This window comes from Hydrogenispora ethanolica, from assembly GCF_004340685.1.
Classification (GTDB): domain Bacteria; phylum Bacillota; class UBA4882; order UBA8346; family UBA8346; genus Hydrogenispora; species Hydrogenispora ethanolica.
In genome coordinates this window covers 1-17,506 of record NZ_SLUN01000042.1, presented here as the reverse complement: position 1 = coordinate 17,506, position 17,506 = coordinate 1, and the positions used below count along the sequence as shown (strand labels likewise).

General features: G+C 59.8%; 16 protein-coding genes. 9 read left to right on the top strand and 7 right to left on the bottom strand.

What is annotated here, in order from left to right:
* Positions 1–130: 130 nt before the first annotated feature.
* The 4 genes from EDC14_RS22940 to EDC14_RS26940 all read right to left on the bottom strand — a co-directional run bounded on the left by EDC14_RS22940 (position 131) and on the right by EDC14_RS26940 (position 4,711).
* Complete coding sequence (locus tag EDC14_RS22940) at positions 131–760, bottom strand: GyrI-like domain-containing protein (RefSeq protein WP_132016822.1); 630 nt, start codon at positions 758–760, stop codon at positions 131–133.
* A gap of 108 nt (positions 761–868) precedes the next feature.
* Positions 869–2,671, bottom strand: coding sequence for an ABC transporter ATP-binding protein (locus EDC14_RS22935; RefSeq protein WP_132016820.1), 1,803 nt, complete (start codon positions 2,669–2,671; stop codon positions 869–871).
* Positions 2,661–4,409 (bottom strand): ABC transporter ATP-binding protein, encoded by a 1,749-nt coding sequence (locus EDC14_RS22930; protein ID WP_132016818.1) that lies wholly within the window; start codon positions 4,407–4,409, stop codon positions 2,661–2,663. The genes EDC14_RS22935 and EDC14_RS22930 overlap by 11 nt, the downstream gene beginning before the upstream one ends.
* 125 nt (positions 4,410–4,534) lie before the next feature.
* Positions 4,535–4,711, bottom strand: a complete 177-nt coding sequence (locus EDC14_RS26940) for a hypothetical protein (protein ID WP_165908251.1) — start codon at positions 4,709–4,711, stop codon at positions 4,535–4,537.
* A 569-nt stretch (positions 4,712–5,280) separates the two neighbouring features.
* On the opposite strand from EDC14_RS26940, the gene EDC14_RS22925 reads away from it, so the two are divergent.
* Positions 5,281–6,438, top strand: coding sequence for an oligogalacturonate lyase family protein (locus EDC14_RS22925; protein WP_132016816.1), 1,158 nt, complete (start codon positions 5,281–5,283; stop codon positions 6,436–6,438).
* Positions 6,439–6,462: 24 nt separating this feature from the next.
* Here EDC14_RS22925 and EDC14_RS22920 read toward each other — a convergent pair whose 3' ends face one another.
* On the bottom strand, positions 6,463–8,127 hold the full coding sequence (locus EDC14_RS22920) for an OPT/YSL family transporter (RefSeq protein ID WP_132016814.1): 1,665 nt from the start codon (positions 8,125–8,127) through the stop codon (positions 6,463–6,465).
* Between the two features lie 980 nt (positions 8,128–9,107).
* On the opposite strand from EDC14_RS22920, the gene EDC14_RS22915 reads away from it, so the two are divergent.
* Together EDC14_RS22915 and EDC14_RS22910 are read left to right on the top strand one after the other, a co-directional pair.
* The gene (locus tag EDC14_RS22915; RefSeq protein ID WP_132016812.1) at positions 9,108–10,043 is read left to right on the top strand and encodes an ABC transporter ATP-binding protein; all 936 of its coding nucleotides are present in this window, start codon (positions 9,108–9,110) and stop codon (positions 10,041–10,043) included.
* Positions 10,003–10,788, top strand: a complete 786-nt coding sequence (locus EDC14_RS22910; RefSeq protein WP_132016810.1) for an ABC transporter permease — start codon at positions 10,003–10,005, stop codon at positions 10,786–10,788. The genes EDC14_RS22915 and EDC14_RS22910 overlap by 41 nt, the downstream gene beginning before the upstream one ends.
* Positions 10,789–10,832: 44 nt before the next feature.
* Here the strand turns inward: EDC14_RS22910 and EDC14_RS22905 are convergent, their stop codons facing one another.
* On the bottom strand, positions 10,833–12,242 hold the full coding sequence (locus tag EDC14_RS22905) for a glycosyl hydrolase family 28-related protein (RefSeq protein WP_132016808.1): 1,410 nt from the start codon (positions 12,240–12,242) through the stop codon (positions 10,833–10,835).
* A 259-nt stretch (positions 12,243–12,501) separates the two neighbouring features.
* On the opposite strand from EDC14_RS22905, the gene EDC14_RS22900 reads away from it, so the two are divergent.
* Positions 12,502–12,732, top strand: coding sequence for a hypothetical protein (locus EDC14_RS22900; RefSeq protein ID WP_132016806.1), 231 nt, complete (start codon positions 12,502–12,504; stop codon positions 12,730–12,732).
* 309 nt (positions 12,733–13,041) lie between these two features.
* On the top strand, positions 13,042–13,488 hold the full coding sequence (locus EDC14_RS22895; RefSeq protein WP_132016804.1) for a DUF6789 family protein: 447 nt from the start codon (positions 13,042–13,044) through the stop codon (positions 13,486–13,488).
* On the opposite strand, the gene EDC14_RS22890 is transcribed toward EDC14_RS22895, so the two are convergent.
* A complete protein-coding gene (locus EDC14_RS22890) occupies positions 13,461–14,027 on the bottom strand; it encodes a hypothetical protein (protein WP_132016802.1) in 567 nt (188 codons plus the stop codon). The genes EDC14_RS22895 and EDC14_RS22890 overlap by 28 nt on opposite strands.
* 141 nt (positions 14,028–14,168) lie before the next feature.
* Here EDC14_RS22890 and EDC14_RS22885 point away from each other — a divergent pair, with 141 nt between their 5' ends.
* The 4 genes from EDC14_RS22885 to EDC14_RS22870 all read left to right on the top strand — a co-directional run bounded on the left by EDC14_RS22885 (position 14,169) and on the right by EDC14_RS22870 (position 17,347).
* Positions 14,169–14,597: a ferritin family protein gene (locus EDC14_RS22885; RefSeq protein WP_243663086.1), complete on the top strand. Its 429-nt coding sequence runs from the start codon at positions 14,169–14,171 to the stop codon at positions 14,595–14,597.
* Positions 14,598–14,851: 254 nt separating this feature from the next.
* Positions 14,852–15,283, top strand: coding sequence for a hypothetical protein (locus EDC14_RS22880; RefSeq protein WP_132016798.1), 432 nt, complete (start codon positions 14,852–14,854; stop codon positions 15,281–15,283).
* 30 nt (positions 15,284–15,313) lie between these two features.
* A complete protein-coding gene (locus tag EDC14_RS22875) occupies positions 15,314–15,886 on the top strand; it encodes an HD domain-containing protein (protein ID WP_132016796.1) in 573 nt (190 codons plus the stop codon).
* 147 nt (positions 15,887–16,033) lie between these two features.
* The gene (locus tag EDC14_RS22870; RefSeq protein ID WP_132016794.1) at positions 16,034–17,347 is read left to right on the top strand and encodes a hexokinase family protein; all 1,314 of its coding nucleotides are present in this window, start codon (positions 16,034–16,036) and stop codon (positions 17,345–17,347) included.
* Positions 17,348–17,506 lie beyond the last annotated feature (159 nt).

Below are 17,506 nucleotides of genomic sequence, written 5' to 3'. Positions count from 1 at the left end.
GGCTTGTTTTTTTAACCGTAGCGTTGAACTGATTTCATCCGATGAATCAGGGGAAAAGGGCACGACGCATCGGGGCGCCCGAATCCCTTGCCGCAGTATCGATCGCCAAGGACCGGAGTTTTAGGCGGAATCAATTCCCGCCCGCCGCAATGGGTTGGCGGAGGATGGTCTTCAACCGCCCGGGAGCGGTCCGGCGGGGATCATTGAGATAAATTTCATGATGCTTGCCGGTTCGCCGGTAACCGTTTTCGGCGATGAAGCGGTGCAACCGGTCTATGGTCGGAGCTTCGTCCGCATACGGGCCGAGGTGCAGGATCTGCGCGGCCAATCCTTCTTCGAAGCGTTCCAATCTCACTCTGTCCAGCGCCGGCAGGTCTTTTTTGCGGTGCAATTCGCTACGGGCCCGCTCGACCCGTTCCGGGTCGATGCAATCGGGTTGCAACATCAGCGCGGTCCACTGCCAAAGCTCTTTATGGTCCGGACTGAAATCAGCGTAATCAGCGGGGTTCCCGGTCCACCACAGCCCTTCCAGGGGCATCACCCCGTAATCGGCGCCGCCTTCCCGCTTCAGCATGAACTTCAGCGTATAGGAGAGCCCGAATAACGCGGCGACCGCTTCCCGGTAGGCCGGGGCCGTATTGGGATCGCCCCGGCCATCGATGATCAAAAAGCGCAGGGCCGGCAGACGGACGATCTGAACGGTGCCGGCCGAAGGGTTATAAAACGTTTGAAGCTCCTTTTTCAGGTCGATCTTTCCCATCTTTATGCCTCCCTGGAGTCTCCGGTTGAGGACGGATAGCGCCAATCATCGTTCGCCTTTAGCATATCATGGCGAACCGGACAACTGGATGTCATGTTCCGGCACAATTTATCCGGCGGCCTCGGCCGGCTCTTCCTGCAAAAACTTGAATTGCGCCATGAACAGCTGGTAATACAAGCCCCGTTCCTGCAAAAGCTCGGCGTGGGTTCCGCTCTCCACGATCCGGCCGCGGTCGATGACCAGGATCCGGTCGGCATTCTGAATGGTCGAAAGCCGGTGGGCGATGACAAACGAGGTCCGGCCCTTCAACAATTTGGCGATGCCCTGCTGCACCAGGCGTTCGGTATGAGTATCGATGCCGGCGGTGGCCTCATCCAGGATCAGGATCCGGGGGTCGGCCAGCAGCGCCCGGGCGAAGGCGATCTGCTGCCGTTGGCCGAAAGAGAGCCTGGAGCCGCGTTCATTGACGTCCGTGTCATAGCCGTGCTCCAGCTGGCTGATGAATTCGTGGGCATGCACCGCCCGGGCGGCGGCGATGACCTCCTCGTCGCTGGCGTCGAGCCGGCCGTAGCGGATATTCTCCTTGACGCTGCCGGAGAAGAGGAAGGTATCCTGGAGCACCATGCCGATCTGGCCGCGCAGGCTCTCCAGGGTCAGCTGCTTTACATCCCGGCCGTCGATCAGCACCCGGCCGTTCCGGGCCTCGTAAAAACGGCAGATCAGATTGACAATGCTGGTCTTGCCGGCGCCGGTGGGGCCGACCAGCGCGATGGTTTCGCCCGGTTGGACGCGCAGGTTGACCTGGGTCAGCACATTTTGGTCGGCCTCATATACGAAGTCAACCTGCTCGAAGACAACCTCGCCCCGGACCGGCGGAAGAGTCCGGGCATCGGGCCGGTCCTTAATCGCCGGGTCAATGTCCAGAATGTCGAAGATCCGCTCGGCGCCGGAGATATTGGAGACGAGCGTATTATAGAAATTGCTGATATTCATGACCGGCTGCCAGAACATCGAGATATAGCCGACGAAAGCCACCAGCAGTCCGACGGTGATGGTGCCGGTGTTCAACAGATGAACGCCATACCAGGCCACCGCCATGGTGCCCACGCCCCAGGAGAGTTCCACCGAGGGCCAGAAACAGTCGTTCAGGCGGACCGCTCTCACAAAGGCCCGCCGGTTCTCGTGAATCAGCCGGTTATAGGTCCGGCTGGTCTCCGGTTCGGCGGTGAAGCTCTGCACCACCCGGATGCCGGAGAAGTTTTCGTGGGTGAAGGCATTGCAGGTCGAAACCTTCTTGCGGTGGATCCGCCAGCGTTGATGGGAGATCACCTCAATCGAACACATGAAAAGGAACAACAGCGGCAGGCAGGCCAGGGAGGCCAGGGCCAGCCGGAAATTCATCGCGAACATGATCAGGGTGACCGCCGCCAGCGTCACCAGATCGGGAATGAGATTGGTCACGCTGTTGGAGAAGAGATCGCTCAACGAATTCACATCGCCGATGATCCGGGCCAGGATCTTGCCGACCGGACGGTTGTCGAAGAAGGAAAAAGGGAGCTTCTGAATGTGCGCGTAAAGCTGTTGCCGGATGGTCAACAGGATCCGGTTGGTGACTCCGGCCATGATCCGGATCCGCTGCCGGGAGCAGTATACCGCGGCGAGCTTGATTCCGATCATCCCCGACGCCAGTAGCATCAGGCCGGCCAGGTCCTGCTTGACGATATACTGATCGATGGCGAGCTTCAAAAAATAGGGGTTCAACAGCTCGGCCCCGATGACCAGTCCCATCAGGAGCAGAGTCAGCGCCACCTGAGGTCGGTAAGGCCGGAGGTATCCGGCCAGCCGCTTGATGATCGCCAGGTTCAGGCTCTCCTTGATGGTTTCGTCCTCTTGCAGATGGTTAAACGGCATGGGATTGTTCCTCCTTTCCCGCCAGTTCCAAGAGGCCCTGGAACTGTTCGCGGTAGGTCTGATAGTACCGTTGGCCGAGCGCCAGCAATTGCTGGTGGGTGCCGCGCTCGACGATGGCGCCGTCCTCGATGACGATGATCTCGTCGGCGTTTTTGACCGCCGAGATCCGGTGGGCGATGATGATCTTGGTCATGCCGGAGCGGCGCTCCAGCGCCCGTTGGATCCGGTACTCCGTCTCCATATCCAGGTTGGAGGTGGCGTCGTCCAGGATCAGCAGCGGACACTGCTTCACCAGCGCCCGGGCCAGGGCGATCCGTTGCTTTTGGCCGCCGGAGAGGCCGATGCCCCGTTCGCCGATGACCGTTTCATACCCGTCGGGCAGCTCGGCGACGAACTCGTCGACCTGGGCGTCGCGGGCCGCCGCCGCCAATTGTTCCGGCGTGGCCCGGCCGGAGCCGAATTGAATATTCTCGGTGATGGTGTCGGAGAAGAGAAAAGTCTCCTGCATCACCACGGCTAGCTGTTCCCGGAGGAGCTTCAGCGGCCAATCCCGGACGTCGACCCCGTCCAGCTCGATCCGGCCGGCGCTGCGGTCATAATAACGGCCGATCAGGTTGATCAGCGAGCTCTTGCCGGATCCGGTCAGGCCCATGATCGCCAGGGTGCTGCCGGGCTGGAGGTCCAAATTGATATTGCGCAGCACGGTCCGGCCGTTATACTCGAAGCTGACGTCGGTAAAACGGAGCCGTCCGGCGATGACGGCGGAGACCACCGGCGCGGCGGGATCGGCAATCTCCGGCTGCTCCCGGAAGAGGGCCTCCACCTTTTTGACCGAGGCCAGACATTGCGCCAGCAGGTTGGTGAGCCAGCCCAGCATGCGCATGGGCCAGATCAGCATGGTCACGTAGTTGCTGAAGGCCACCAGCGTGCCGACGGAGAGCTCCTCCCGCATCACCAGGAAACCGCCGCCCGCGGTGACCAGGACAATGGCCAGGCTGGTCAGGAACTCGATCCAGGGGTGGTAGCGCGACCAGATCGCCGCCTGGTCCAGATTGAGCTGATAATTTCGTTGGTTTTGGTCGAGGAACTTTTGAATCTCGTATTTCTCGCGGCCGAAAGCCTTCACCAGCCGCACTCCGGCCAGATTCTCCTGGGCCGTGGTGTTGATCCGCACGCTCTGGTCGCTCAATTGCTCGTAGACCACGCCGATCCGCTGCTCCAAGCGGAACGCCAGCCAGGCGATGCAAGGCATCACCGCCAGGGCCAGCAGGGCCAGTTTCCAGTGGAGCGCGAACAGCAGGACCGAGGCCACCGCAAAATAGATGCACTGCTCGGTGAAGAGCATGAAGCCGAAGACCACGGCGCGCATGATGTTGTCGATGTCCTCCTTCAGCCTGGACATCAGCTCGCCGGTATTTACGCCGTCGAAATAGGAGAACGAAAGGGTCTGTAAATGGTCGAAAAGGTCCTGGCGCAGGTCGGTGACGACCTTTTGGCCGCCGCAATCGAATAAAAATTCCTTGCAATAGCCGAGCACCGCGCGGCTGACCGTGATCCCGAGCAGGCTCAAAAGGGCCATTTGCAACAGGTTCAGTTGCTTGCCGATGATGATCCGGTCGATGATCAGCCGCAACAGGTGCGGGTTGAACATATCCAGGCCGATGCTGACGAGCATCGCCAGGCCGGCAATGCTGAAATACCAATGATAGCGTCGGAGATACTTGCCTAGCAATCTCAAGCGGAAACACTCCCATCCATTCGAATTGATCCCTGTGCCCCGGCGCTTCCGGGCCCAGCCGTCCGGGGCTATAGCATTTTGATAAAGCGTAAACGGCTTTGTTCGCGCTTTTCACTCCAAACCCGTCAACGCTTTGGCAAAATGCCGTACTGCTCGTTCACTTCCTGCCGCAGCTGTTTTTCACCGTTCTGCCGCATCCGTTTCCGGTTGTGGCGGATATCGTTGTCGTGAACCCGGGTCCGGGGGTTGATCCGCCAGAGCGTCCGGGAGTTTAAGCCGGGGATATGCTGTTTACGATCCATTCATGCTCCTCCTTCCGGCAACCGCGCCATGCGCAAAAAAAAATTCCGTAGCCGGTCGCTGCGGAATTTCGGGGAAACAAAAAAGCACGATAACTGTATCGTGCCTTTGTTAGCTTCTTAAAAAAGATAGGCGACGGTTACCTACGATCTGCGGACCGGGGAACCTGCCCCAAAAAGGCGCTCATCCTGCCGATCCCTATGAAATTCAAGGATAAACCCCCCGATACCGATCATGGTAACAGGCTCCTTTCTGAAATAGAACTCATCAATGCTAAAACGGTTTTGAACACGGAAACGGTTCCTTTTTCCCGATTTCGCCAGGGGAAACTGCGCTAAATGGGATAGCGGTATAATTACCGTTTCCATTATATTGTAATTTTGGAGATTTGTCAAACAGAAATTGGCGCCGCTCGCCGTGGGGATCGCTGCATAGTTCTACTTCATGGTTCAATCTTCCAGCCCGATTTGTTATACTGAAAGGGAAAGCACCACGATTCGACAGCCTGGGGTGGCGGCCCCTGAGACGAGGGGTCCAAAACCGGAAATCAGACAAGCAAAGGAGAACCATGATGATTGGCAAAGAATTTCCCGCTGAGAAACGTTTCTACAGGGACGAAAAGACCGGTCTGGAAGTGGCGCAGTTAACCGGGGGCGGCTCCAACAATTATCATTTTTATTTCACCGACAATTCCTTCACCGTCGGCGACCGCGAGATCTATTTCCTGTCGGACCGTTCCTCCCAAACCCCGCGAATGTATGATCTTTTCAAGCTGGATCTGGAGAGCGGCATCATCACGCAAGTGACCGCCGAGGCACGCGGAGTTCATGGCCATACCAAGACGCCGGACAGTGAAATACTGGTTTATGTCACCGGGAACCAGCTGAAAAAACTGGATCCGAAGAGCGGACGGAGCGAAGTGATCTACGAAACCGGGCCGGAGACGGTCATGGCGGCTCCCTTCATCAGTCCGGACAAGAAGTATGTGGGGATCCCGCGCAATGAAAAGGTCCGGATTAACCGGGGCGCCAATTACAGCGGTTTTCAAGAGACTATGTTCGCGACCAAGAAAGGCTGGATCACCCTCGTTTACCTGGACGGTTCGGGGGCGGAGGATATTTATGAGGATACGCACTGGCTGGGACATTTTCAATTTGCCCCGGACGACAGCGCCATCGCCACCTATTGCCACGAGGGACCCTGGAATCTGGTGCAGCAACGGATCTGGCTGCTCGATCTGGTGAAACGGAGCGTCAAGCCTTGTTTCCGGCAAGGGGCGGACGACTGTGTCGGGCATGAATTCTGGACCCGGGACGGGCTGATCTTCTTCGACAACCGCCGCAAGGGCCACGACGGGACGATCACTTCAGACCGGACCCAGGCCACCACGGCGGACCCGGAGGACGGCCAGACGCCCTATATCGGGCTGGCCGACAAGAACGGCGAAGTCATTCGTACCATCGACATGCCCTTTTACTGCAATCATTACCATGCCAATAACGACAATACCCTGTTGGTCGGGGACGAAGTGGAAGACCTGGTGTTGATCGAGATCGGCGGGCAAGAGGCCAGCCTGCGCACTCTATGCACCCATAAGACCTCCTGGTATACACAGCGGGTGCATTGCCATCCCACCTTCAGCTGGGATAGCCAAAAGATCCTGTTCACCTCGGACCGGGACGGCAAAGCCAACCTGTATCTGGCGGACCTGGAACAGCTGGCGAAATAACCGGGGGATATCGGCCTTTTCCCTTCAGCCGCCGGTCAGCATCTTATAGATGGCGATCCCCACCCCGGTGATGCCCTCGCCCCCCAGCAACCCGGAGGCGGCGATGTTGCCGGCCCCGGCGGCGGCCCCGGGCCGGAACCTGTCGCTCAACAGGCGGAGCAGCCCGCCGAGGAAGACCACGGCTGAAATCTCAAACGGCAGGTACATGCCGATCCCCAGCGTCATCACAGGCACCCGGAAAAGGTAGAGGAGCGCGCCGGCGGCCAGGGCAACGCCGAAGACCAGCGGGTCGCCGATGCCGCCGACCATTTGGCTGACGGCAAAGGCCTGGCCGGCGGGGAGGCCTTTATCCGCGCCGACCCCGCCGAATTGGCCGATCACCGCGAACATGGCCAGCGCGCCGATGACGGCTCCGGCCAGTCCGCCGGCGGCATTGGCGATCAGCTGGGCCACGGGGCTGGTGCCGAGCATCTGGCCGGCTTTGTAATCGTTGAGCAGATCGCCGGCATAGCCGCAGGTGATGGCGACTGCGGCGGCGATCAGAAAGGCGCTGGCCGAATCGAGCCGGACCAGCAGCCGGATGGCCAATAGGATGATGATGGCGAAGATCTCCATCGGATTAATCCCGGTCTGCCCGGTGATGGTGGCCGCCATGGCCGAGGCGGCCCAGACGCCCAGGAGCAACAGGAGCGCGGGGAGCGGCCCGATTCCCGCCACCACCGAGAGCACGAAGGCGGCGGCGAAGGCCAGGAACGACAGCAGCCGCTCCAGACGGAGCGGGCCGCCGGAGCCGGCAGGGGCGGATCCGCTGGGGAGCTTTGCGGCCTTATTTGGGAAACCCGGCAACCGGGAAAGGAGAAAGCGGATGAGAATCCCGACCCCGGTCCCGACCATCAGGCCGATGCCGGCGGTATTCTTGAAGGCGACCGCCGCCGGGACGGCGGGGAAAAGCTTGGCCGCGGTTCCCAAGGGAATGATGACCAGGTAGGAGAGGAGCGCGCCCAGAAACCAGACGCCGGTATAGAGGGTTCCGATCATGTAGCCGATCCCCACCGCCATCGGTGAAACCCAGATCCCGATGAAGAAATTCCGGGAGTACAGCCAGCCGGAGCTGAAGGCGGCCGGGATCCAGCCCAGCCCGTCCCGGAGGTAGGTGAAGACCGCCGCCAGGCCCATGGTCCCGAAGAGCAGCGCCGATTTTTGGCCGCCTTGATCGCCGACGGTGATGGTTTCGGCCGCGGCCACGCCGATCGGGTAGGGCAAGGCTTCCTCGACCACGAAACGGCGGCGCATGAACCAGGTCAGCACCGTTCCCAGCAGCACTCCGGCGATGGCGACCCAGAGCACCGTCCAGAAGTGCTCCCCGAAGGCCGCCGGCCCTTTCCAGCGGCCGGTGATCCACAGGCCGGGCAGGGTGAAAGCCAGCCCGCCCGCGACCATCGCCCCGGCAGACATGGCGGTCTGGGTGATATTGATCTCATTGAGGGTGGTCCGGCCGAGCGCCTTCAGCAAGGCCATGGAGAGGACCGCCACGAAAACGGTGGGCCAGGGCAAGGCGCTCATGCGCAGCGCCACATACATGGAGCTGGCCGTGATGATGCAGGCTCCCAGCACGCCCAGGACCAGGCTGCGCAGGGACAATTGGTCGACCCCGGCGCAGCGGCGTTCAGGATGGGAATCGTTGATCATGGCGGGACCTCCTGTAAACCGATATCCGGTATTATCATTATTTTTCTTCACCATACCATATTCCCCATGGATCTGCAAACGGATTGGCGCAGCTGTTACCAAGCCGTAACGCAGCCGCAGCCCACTGCTTTTTTAGCTGGCTAGCAGGCCTGATCGGGGGATGCCATTGTACCGGTCTCCTTCGCCAGGACCGTGCCTCGGTTCCATTTTGGCAGATGACCCGGCTTCTCCACCCTCCCCGGTTCTCCGGGAATGAAAGCCGGGGATGCTTCCTCAAGGTCCGGGGAAGCATCCCCAAAGCTTGTCGCTGCTTCCCGAAGCCTTCGTCCTCTTTCCCGGAGGTTCGGGGAAGCTTCCCGAAGGTTTGGTCCTTTATCCCGAAACCTTGGGGATGGTTCCCCAAGGCTCCGGGATGCTAGGATGATCCTTCGGGAAGAAAGGATCCGAAGATCCTATGAAAGGATCAGGGGATCCCTTACAAGGAGGAAGACCATCCCTGATACGGATCATGGCATCCCTTACAAGGATCGAAAGATCCGATAAAAGGATCGCGGCATCCCTTACAAGGATGGCTTTCATCCTAACAAGGATGAAGAAGATCCGAGTTGGACGAAAGACCATACCTTACATGAGGGGTGATGGACTGATATATTAGGGGGCCCGGATAGAGCGGACGGGGCGATGAGACAGTGTTTGGGAGGCTCCGGGAGCCGGACCGGGGCTTCGGCCGCCCGGGCGAAGGCTCATTCATTGACAACCCGGCCGGTTGGAGGTAGAATGAATGGGATATTTTGGACGGAACCATTTCAAAATAGGATAGAGCCGTTTCCGCCGGGCATTCTAGTAATCCGGCGGATTGAATCCCAAAGGTTTTCAAAAAAGCCTGCGCTGTTTGAACCGCAGAATTCTTTTTTGGGATGCACGATGCCCCTCCGGCCGCGCCGCGCGGCAGGGCAAAATGAATCCCGGGAGGCGCGCTGATGGCCGGACCCATCGTCCAATTGATCGACGTCACCAAACGGATCGGCGGCAGGATCATCGTCCAGGATCTGAGCTTCGCCATCAACCCGGGCGAAGTTTTCGGCCTGCTGGGGCCCAACGGGGCCGGCAAGACCACCACCATCCGGCTGATGGTCGGGCTGATCAGGCTTTCGGCCGGGGAGATCCTGATCGGCGGCCGGAGCATCCGGACCCAATTCACCGCGGCCATCGCCAGGGTCGGGGCCATCGTCGAAGCGCCCCAATTCTACGAGTTCCTGACCGGCCGGCAAAACCTGGCCTATTTTTTGAACCTGGCGCGGCGGCGGGAGGCGGCCCGGATCGGGGAAGTGGTGCGCTTTCTGGGCATGGCCGGTTATATCGACGACCGGGTGGGGACCTATTCGCTGGGGATGAAGCAGCGGCTGGGGATCGCCCAGGCCTTGCTGGACCGGCCGGCGGTGCTGATCCTGGATGAGCCCACCAACGGGCTGGATCCGGCCGGCATCAAGGAACTCCGGGAACACCTGCGCTATCTGGCGGCTGCGGAGAACGTCGCGGTCATCGTCTCCAGCCATATTCTCTCCGAGATGGAGCTGCTCTGCGACAGGGTGGCCATCATCAAAAAAGGCCGGCTGCTGGATGTCCGGAGCCTGACTGAGGCCGCCGGCCGGCAAGTTCGCTTCGAGATCGACCGGCCGGGGGAGGCCGCCCGGGTATTGGCCCAGGCTTTTCCGGAGCTGAGCCCGGCGGCGGTGGACGGCGGGCTGCTGCTCGGCGCGGACCGGGAGTCGACCGCCAGGATCAATGCTTGTCTGGTCGGGGCGGGATTCCGGGTCTTCGGCATCCGGCCGCAAGGGCGGACGCTGGAGGATGTCTTCATGGAGGTGACCGTGGATGAGCGGGTGGATGCGGCTGATCCACAGCGAAAACAGTAAGATTTACGCCCGCCGCAGCACCCGGGCGATGATCGGCTGCCTCATCGTGCTGCTCTTTTTGGACGCGGGCTTCGACCGCTTCTACGCCCCGCTGCGCGCCAGCTACTGGGGGGCGGTGGTCCGCCAATCGTGGCTGGTCTTTTTTATCGGCATTTTCACCGCCATCGTCGCCGGGGGAAGCGTCGCCAATGAGTTCAGCTGGGGCACCATCAAGCTGCTGCTCATCCGGCCGCACCGCCGGGGCCGGATCTTGGCGGCCAAATACGGCGCGGCGCTCCTTTTCGGGCTGGCGTTGACGCTGCTGTTGCTCCTGGGGTCACTCCTGTTAAACGGGCTGCTTTACGGGCTGGCCCCGGCGACGCCCGGCCGCTCGGGGCTGCTGCCGCCGGAGAAGACCATCTTCAACTCAGGCGCCGGCGTGCTCCTCCTCTATTTGCTCCGCGGCGGCGAAGCGCTGGTCTACGGGAGCATCGCCTTCATGCTGTCGGCCCTCTCCCGCAGCGTCGCGCTGGCCACCGGCGTCACCTTCTTCGCCATGCTGCTCGGCCCGCAACTCGATTACTTGCTGGGCGCGGGCGCATCGTCCCTCTGGCTCTTCAGCCGATTGGATCTGCCCCGCTACATCCGGCCGGGCCTGACGGCGGAACCGGAATTATGGTTCGCGCTCGGCGTGATCGCGGCCCATCTCGCGCTGTTTTACAGCGTCGCCTGGCTGGCGTTCACCCAAAGGGACGTCTTGGAATAGCCGCGCCGGAACGGGCCAAAGCCCCGGACCCGCCCGGCCCGCGCTTACTGTTTCGCGCCGCCCGCATCGACCCAGCCGGAGCCGGTCCACCAGAGCGGCCGGCTCAGCGTGGTGTCAAAGTAAATCATCCCCACAAAGGGATCCTGCGGCCGTTCGGAGCTGGGGCCGGCCTTCGCGGTCTGGACGTATTCGAACCGGCCGGACTCCTGATAGAGGCGGAGCTTGCCATTATCGTAGATGAGCAGGCCCGCGGCGGGATCGGCCGGCAGGGTGCCGCCGATCAGCACCCCTTTCTGGAAAGCCCCGACCCCCGAAACATTCAGCAGATTCCCCTCCGCCGGATTTTCTTCCAGCGATGAACCGTGCCCGCTGCGGGTCGCCTCGTCCAACAACGGTGTCGCCGCGTAGCTCGGCGCCGCAAACGCCTGGTTGTTGCGGAACATGATCAGGGCCAGCCCTTCCAGATGGACGAAGGCCTCGGTCGAGTCATTGTTGTTCCGCAGAAAGCTATTGTTCTCGACCACCCCGGAGTTCTTGCCGTAGCCGTCGGCATTATTGATCTGAATGGCCAGCCCGGAGCCGGTGACAGTGATCAGGTTGTTGGAAAGGGTCAGTCCGGCCAAGGAACAGTTGGCGCCGGCGTCCAGGACCTTGCCGCGATTCTCAAAATAGCAGCCGCTGATATTCAAGTTCCAGATCGCGTTCTTGGAAACTTCGTTAAAGGAAAAACAGGCGTCGGTGTACCCCTCGAACTGGCAGCCGACGAAGGAAACGTTGCTGCCCTGGGTGAAGGAGACCGCCCGCTGGCCGGTGGAGAAGATGCAATTCACGAAGCTGTTGGCGTTCAGGAAGGAACCGCCCTTGAAAGCGACGTTGTTGTGGTAAAAAAAGGAGACGTTGTAGAATTTATTGGTCCAGCAGAACTGGGCGTCGACTCCGGTGTCGAAATGGGAGATCTCCGCATTATTGACAGTCAGATAGCGGGAAGTGATATAGAGCCCGGTCCCGGCGTCATAGACGCCGCGCAGGGTGATATCCTCGATGGTCAGGTAGTAGGAGCCGACCCCGTATTTGCCGGTCCGTTCACCGGAGACGATGGCCCGGTCGGTTCCCAAATACAGCAGGACGGCGGAACGCTTGCTGTCGCCGAAGATGCGGACGTTGGAAGGAATCGTCAGGGTCCGGGTGAAAGCATACTGTCCCTTGGGGAAGAAGAGCGCGCCGCCGTCCTTCAGGCTGGCGAGCGCCCGCTGGATGCTGGCCGAATCGTCGCTGACGCCGTCGCCCCTGGCCCCGAACGTTTTGACGTTGACCGGCGCGGTCTCCGCCTTTTGAAAGGCCGGGCCCAGAATCGGCTGGTCCGCCGCCAGGCCGGGCCGGGCCAGGGCCAGCAGCGGAGCGGCCCCGCAAAGCAGCACGATTAGAATCAGCGTAACTCCTCGTTGCAGGTTCATGGTTATCGTTCCTCCATCCGGTAATTGAATCGGGTCTTCCCTCACCGCCGCGCATCGCGACAAGTCTCTCCGGCCCGCTATCGGGTTGCAGCGGTATAGCAACAGTATACCATAACCCGCCAGGGTTGGAAGGGTTTCGGCAAGCGAGGACACAGGAAAATGCTGATTTCGCGGGACCGATTCCTTGGGAGCGGCCGCGGCGTCAATAATTGTAATTATCTGGTATCGACTTGAATACAATCAATGGGGGGTTTAAATGATGGAACGATGGATCCGTTTGAATGAAGGCATCTTCAAGCTGTTGGGGATCGAACAGTCGGGGAAGGTCATCAATATCTGGTATTGTTACTGCCCGACCCGGCCCAAAAGCCTGGAGATCCTGAAACGCACCGCGCAAGAGGCCGCCGAACTGGTGGACCGCATCGCTCAGCAGATCGATTCCAGCCATGACAGCGTGGTGGATCTGCGCAACTGTCAAGCCGGAGCGTGAAGGCTGGAGTCTGAGCCAGCTTCGCGCCCCGGCTTTTGGGAGCCGTTTGGAAAACCGCGATTTTTTCCGTAATCCTTTCGCCCGGCGGCAAGACCGATTGTCCGCCGCGCGATTGCTCCGGGGGATAGGTTCCGCCGGCCGCGGTCATACTATCACTAAAATGTTCTCAGCCGATAGCAGAAATTGGAAGAAACTTTCCTTGCTGGATAAGATGAATTGAATTCCACTCTTTACCCTTTTCAAGCCATGCTTTAAGGATGGAAAAGCTGATTCGGAATATCGAATTCATCTTCTATAGGAGTGGTTGGTATGAACGAGAAATTCAGCACCGGCGTGATCGGCGGCGTGATTGCGGGGTTGCTCAAAGATATTCCCGACGCCGTCTTCTATTACGGGTTCAAGCTCACCAGCCTGACCTTCTGGGATTATGCCGGCACCATCGCGCTGGGGCACCACCCCCGGAGCGCCGCGGAGCAGATCTACGCCGTCTTCTATGAGGTGATCTTCAGTATCTTCGTGGGGATCGTCTTCGTTTATCTGGCGCCTTATTTTGAGACCCGGCGCTATCTGTTGCGGGGAGCGATCTACGGGGCCATGGTCTGGTTCGCGATTCGCGCCGCGGTGATCGCCTACCGGATGGAGCCCCTGATCGACGGCAATTTGCTCGGCGCGACGATCAACTCCATGAACTCGATCGTTTACGGGATCGTGCTCGGCGCGTTAGTACATCATCTGGAACGGAAGCGGACCGTCTGACTGACAGGCCGCGGACTCATCCGGCAGCCGGGCGGGAGTCCGGCGCACTGCCGCAACAACGGGTGCCGTAGCACCAGATTCCCCAGGCTGAGATAGGCATAGCAGAACAGGAACGACGCCAACGTCAGCACGGCGAGCTGGACCGGGAACGGTCCGGGCAGCCAGATCCCGAAATAATGCACATTCATTCCGAACATGATGATCGCCATATTGAAGGTTACCACCAGGCCGGTAATCAGCGCGACCAGCCGGTCGTTCCCGCTGTATAACGGCCCCAATCCGAGCAGAACCCCCAAGGGTCCGTTGACCAGGATAAAGAAAGCGCTCTGCTGCGGATTGACGGCAAAGAGCAGCAGTCCGGCAGCCCAATAACCAAAGGGTCCCAGCAACGGTCTGGCCCGCGTCAGAATAAAGATGGGCAAGGCGCTAAGGACCGTGACCAGGGCGAACTCCGCTCCCAGCAGTCCCGGAAGCCATTGCAGAATGACGGCCAATCCCGTCAGGATGAGTGCCAGCGGCGTTACTCCGTCCATTTTCATCGCGTTTCGGCCCCCCGTCCTTTCCGCGCTACGCTATTGGTTATACATTATTAAGCCGGCGGCTGATTCAGAACCCCTGGCGCCAACTTCCGCCGCGGATAGGCAAAGGACGGGCCTTTCGCATAGGATGATGGCGAGGTGATGGAGTTGAACGATTGCGCGAGTTATTATACGGGACTTCCGGCGCGGTTGCTCGAATATATCGCGGACGAAACCAGCGATTCTTTATACTACCAAGAGCTGGCGCGGGCGGCTCGCGACCCGCGCACCAGGGAGTTATTGCTGGAATTCGCCAGGGATGAAGCGGGCCATGCGACCAATTTCCGTCAATCTTACCGGCAGATTACCGGGATGGAGGCGCCGCTGCAGAAGTTGCAACCGCCGCAGGTGCCCGATTATTGCGAGGCGATCAAGGAGCGGATCATCGCCGAAAGCGGCGATCTGGTCAAATATGGCGAGGAATCGGTATGCGCCCCGGAGCGGGAGCTCAAGGACCTTTTTTACCTTACCAGCCTGGTCGAGGGGAAACATGGCCTGCGCTTAACCACCATGCTATGCGGTGTGCGGTAAGCGCGGATTCGGCAGGCTATCCGGAATCGCAAGCATCGAAAATTGCTTGCCGAATCCTCCCGCCGCGGCTCGCCCTGCCGGGACCGGGTTTTTGAGATTGCTTTGGCGGAGACAGGCCATCCGTTGTGAAAGTTTCCTGTTTTTTGGGGAGAATAGCTTCAAGAACCCTACGGGAGGAACTCGATCCTGTTTGCGCCGGAACCCCCATCATGATATGATGAGATAAGGATATGGCGGGAAAGGAGCTTATCACGATGGGATTGGAGCTGACCAAAGACCAGTATCAGACCTTGCTCGAATTAGTCTTCCTGGGCAATTGGATGATTCATACCGTTCCGGCACCCGAAGCGGAGCCGAAATACAGCGAATTGGAGGAGCTGCTGTTCCAAAAAGCGCCGGAACATCATCTGCCCCATTTGGTCCAGGGGCCCGGCAACCCCAGCGATCTCTTTTTGGACAAGGTCTTTCCGCTGATTGACCGGTATGATGATCAAAGTTTCTGGGAACGCTTGGTGGAACTGCTGGCCCAACGGGATCTGGCCCAAAAATACAGCGCGTCGGCCTGGTCCGCCCTGAGCGAAGAGGAGCGTTTTGAAAAGCTGGAGCAGCTGAAAGACAAGTATTTTCGAATTTTCGATCAGAACGGGCTCAATGCGTTGACTCTGGCGGGCCCGATCAACCGATAGGCCCGGCCGCAGACTGGGGAGGGAGATTCCGTGGAGTTGTCGGCAACCTTCGACCAAGCGCTGGTTTATGCTTCCCAAATCCACCGCACCCAACACCGGAAAGGCAGCGGCATTCCTTATTTTTCCCATCTGATGGCCGTGGCCGCCCTGGTGCTCGAAAATGGCGGCTCGGAGACGGAAGCCATCGCAGCCCTGCTGCACGACGCGGTCGAGGATCAAGGGGGAATGGCGCGGCTGGATGAGATCAGGCGGCTTTTCGGCCCGGCCGTGGCCGAGGTGGTGGCCGGCTGTACCGATGCCTGGGGGGAGCCCAAGCCTGCCTGGGAAGAGCGGAAACGTCGCTATCTGGAGCACCTTCCCCAGGCCGCCCCGGCCACGCTGCTGGTCTCCTCCGCTGACAAGCTGCATAACGCCAGGACCATTCTGGAAGACTACCGGCAGTTCGGCGAGACGCTCTGGCCTCGCTTCAGTCACGGTAAACCGGGGATTCTCTGGTATTACCGGGCGCTTGCCACAGCGTACCGCCGCGCCGGAGCGCCGGAACGCATCGTCGCCGAACTGGAGCGGGTCCTGGATGAACTGGAGAAAATGGCCGGGCGTTGAACCGGACCCGGCGCATCATGGGGCCGCGGTTTTGGGCAGCCGTTGGGCAATTCAGCGCGCGTCAGCAAAATTTCACCATTTTTCATGATGATCGGGAAGGCTTTTCCGTGAGAGTAGCGAAATAATCCCCTTTGGGAGGGATTGATTTTGCGGACGGAAAAAGACCGGGTAGTTGAATTTTTGGATCACTATCAAATGAACCATCAGCGCATTGTGATGGCGGAGTGCTGCGACCGGTTCCTGGGGGAGATGGAACGCGGACTGGAGGGGAATCATGCCAGTTTGGCGATGTTCCCTACTTTCATCGAGGCCGAACGGGAGATTCCCTTAAATGAACGGGTCATCGTGATCGATGCCGGAGGCACCAATCTCCGAACCGGAATGCTATATTTTGACGACGCCGGACAGGCGGTCATCGAAAATTTCACCAAACGGCCGATGCCCGGCAGTACCGGAGTAGTGAGCAAGAGCGAGTTTTTCGACGCTTTCGCCGACGCGCTGCGGGAGCTGGCGGATCAGAGCGATACGATCGGCTTTTGCTTCTCTTATCCCGTACAGATGCTGGCCTCGCGGGACGGACGGATGATGCGGTTCAGCAAGCAGATCCAGGCCAAAGGGGTGGAAGGAGAGCTGCTCATCGCCAATCTGCGCGACGCCATGCAACGGAACGGCCTCCGCTCCGACCACCGGATCGCGCTGTTGAACGATACCGTCGCCACGTTGCTGGCAGGGAAGACGGCCTCCCGGGAGCGGGCCTTCGACAGTTATGTCGGATTTATTCTGGGAACCGGGACCAACTCCTGCTATATCGAACAGAACGCCAATATCCGCAAGGAACCGGGCCTGGATGCCGCCAGGACCCAGATCATCAATGTCGAGGCCGGCGGCTTCGGCTTGGCGCCCACCGGGCAGATCGACCGCGATTTCGACCGGACCACGGTCGATCCCGGTTATTATACCTTCGAAAAGATGATCTCCGGCCGTTATTTGGGCGGAATATCGCACCAAGTCATCAGGCAGGCGGCGCAGGACGGCTTGTTCACCCCGGAGACTGCGGAGCGGCTCGGCCAGTTGCCGGAGTTAAACACCTTCGCGGTGAACCAATTCCTGCACCAGCCCGACCGGATCAGTCATCCATTGGGCGCCGCATTGTCCGCCGCGACCGGGTCCGACCGGGTCATTCTGTATCTGCTGCTGGACAGCATGGTCGAACGCGCGGCCAAGCTGGCTGCGGTCAATCTGGCGGCCATGGTCCTGAAGTCCGGCTGCGGAACCAGGCCGGACCGTCCGGTATGCCTCACCGCCGACGGGACGACCTTCTATCAGATGAAAGGGCTGCGCTTCAAGACCGAATACTATCTTCAACAGTTCCTGACCGAACAGCAAGGGCGCTTCTTTGAGATTGTCAACGTCGATAACGCGCCGCTCATCGGCGCGGCCATTGCCGGCCTGATCAACTGAGAGGGAGCGGGTCATTGCCCGGAAAGTCGCGATGGAAAATTAAAATAAAAAACCCGGCGTTGGCGAGGCCGCTGAAAAAGGTTTAAATTTTCAGTGCACGCCCACAAAATGCTAAACACAAAAACCCGATTTAGAAACTTCTAAGTCGGGTTTTACTTT

Bases quoted from the DNA above. Each gene is read 5' to 3' on its own strand.
- EDC14_RS22940 (WP_132016822.1), bottom strand. From the start codon at position 760: ATGGGAAAGATCGACCTGAAAAAGGAGCTTCAAACGTTTTATAACCCT.
- EDC14_RS22935 (WP_132016820.1), bottom strand. From the start codon at position 2,671: ATGCCGTTTAACCATCTGCAAGAGGACGAAACCATCAAGGAGAGCCTG.
- EDC14_RS26940 (WP_165908251.1), bottom strand. From the start codon at position 4,711: ATGGATCGTAAACAGCATATCCCCGGCTTAAACTCCCGGACGCTCTGG.
- EDC14_RS22925 (WP_132016816.1), top strand. From the start codon at position 5,281: ATGATTGGCAAAGAATTTCCCGCTGAGAAACGTTTCTACAGGGACGAA.
- EDC14_RS22920 (WP_132016814.1), bottom strand. From the start codon at position 8,127: ATGATCAACGATTCCCATCCTGAACGCCGCTGCGCCGGGGTCGACCAA.
- EDC14_RS22915 (WP_132016812.1), top strand. From the start codon at position 9,108: ATGGCCGGACCCATCGTCCAATTGATCGACGTCACCAAACGGATCGGC.
- EDC14_RS22910 (WP_132016810.1), top strand. From the start codon at position 10,003: ATGAGCGGGTGGATGCGGCTGATCCACAGCGAAAACAGTAAGATTTAC.
- EDC14_RS22905 (WP_132016808.1), bottom strand. From the start codon at position 12,242: ATGAACCTGCAACGAGGAGTTACGCTGATTCTAATCGTGCTGCTTTGC.
- EDC14_RS22900 (WP_132016806.1), top strand. From the start codon at position 12,502: ATGGAACGATGGATCCGTTTGAATGAAGGCATCTTCAAGCTGTTGGGG.
- EDC14_RS22895 (WP_132016804.1), top strand. From the start codon at position 13,042: ATGAACGAGAAATTCAGCACCGGCGTGATCGGCGGCGTGATTGCGGGG.
- EDC14_RS22890 (WP_132016802.1), bottom strand. From the start codon at position 14,027: ATGAAAATGGACGGAGTAACGCCGCTGGCACTCATCCTGACGGGATTG.
- EDC14_RS22885 (WP_243663086.1), top strand. From the start codon at position 14,169: ATGGAGTTGAACGATTGCGCGAGTTATTATACGGGACTTCCGGCGCGG.
- EDC14_RS22880 (WP_132016798.1), top strand. From the start codon at position 14,852: ATGGGATTGGAGCTGACCAAAGACCAGTATCAGACCTTGCTCGAATTA.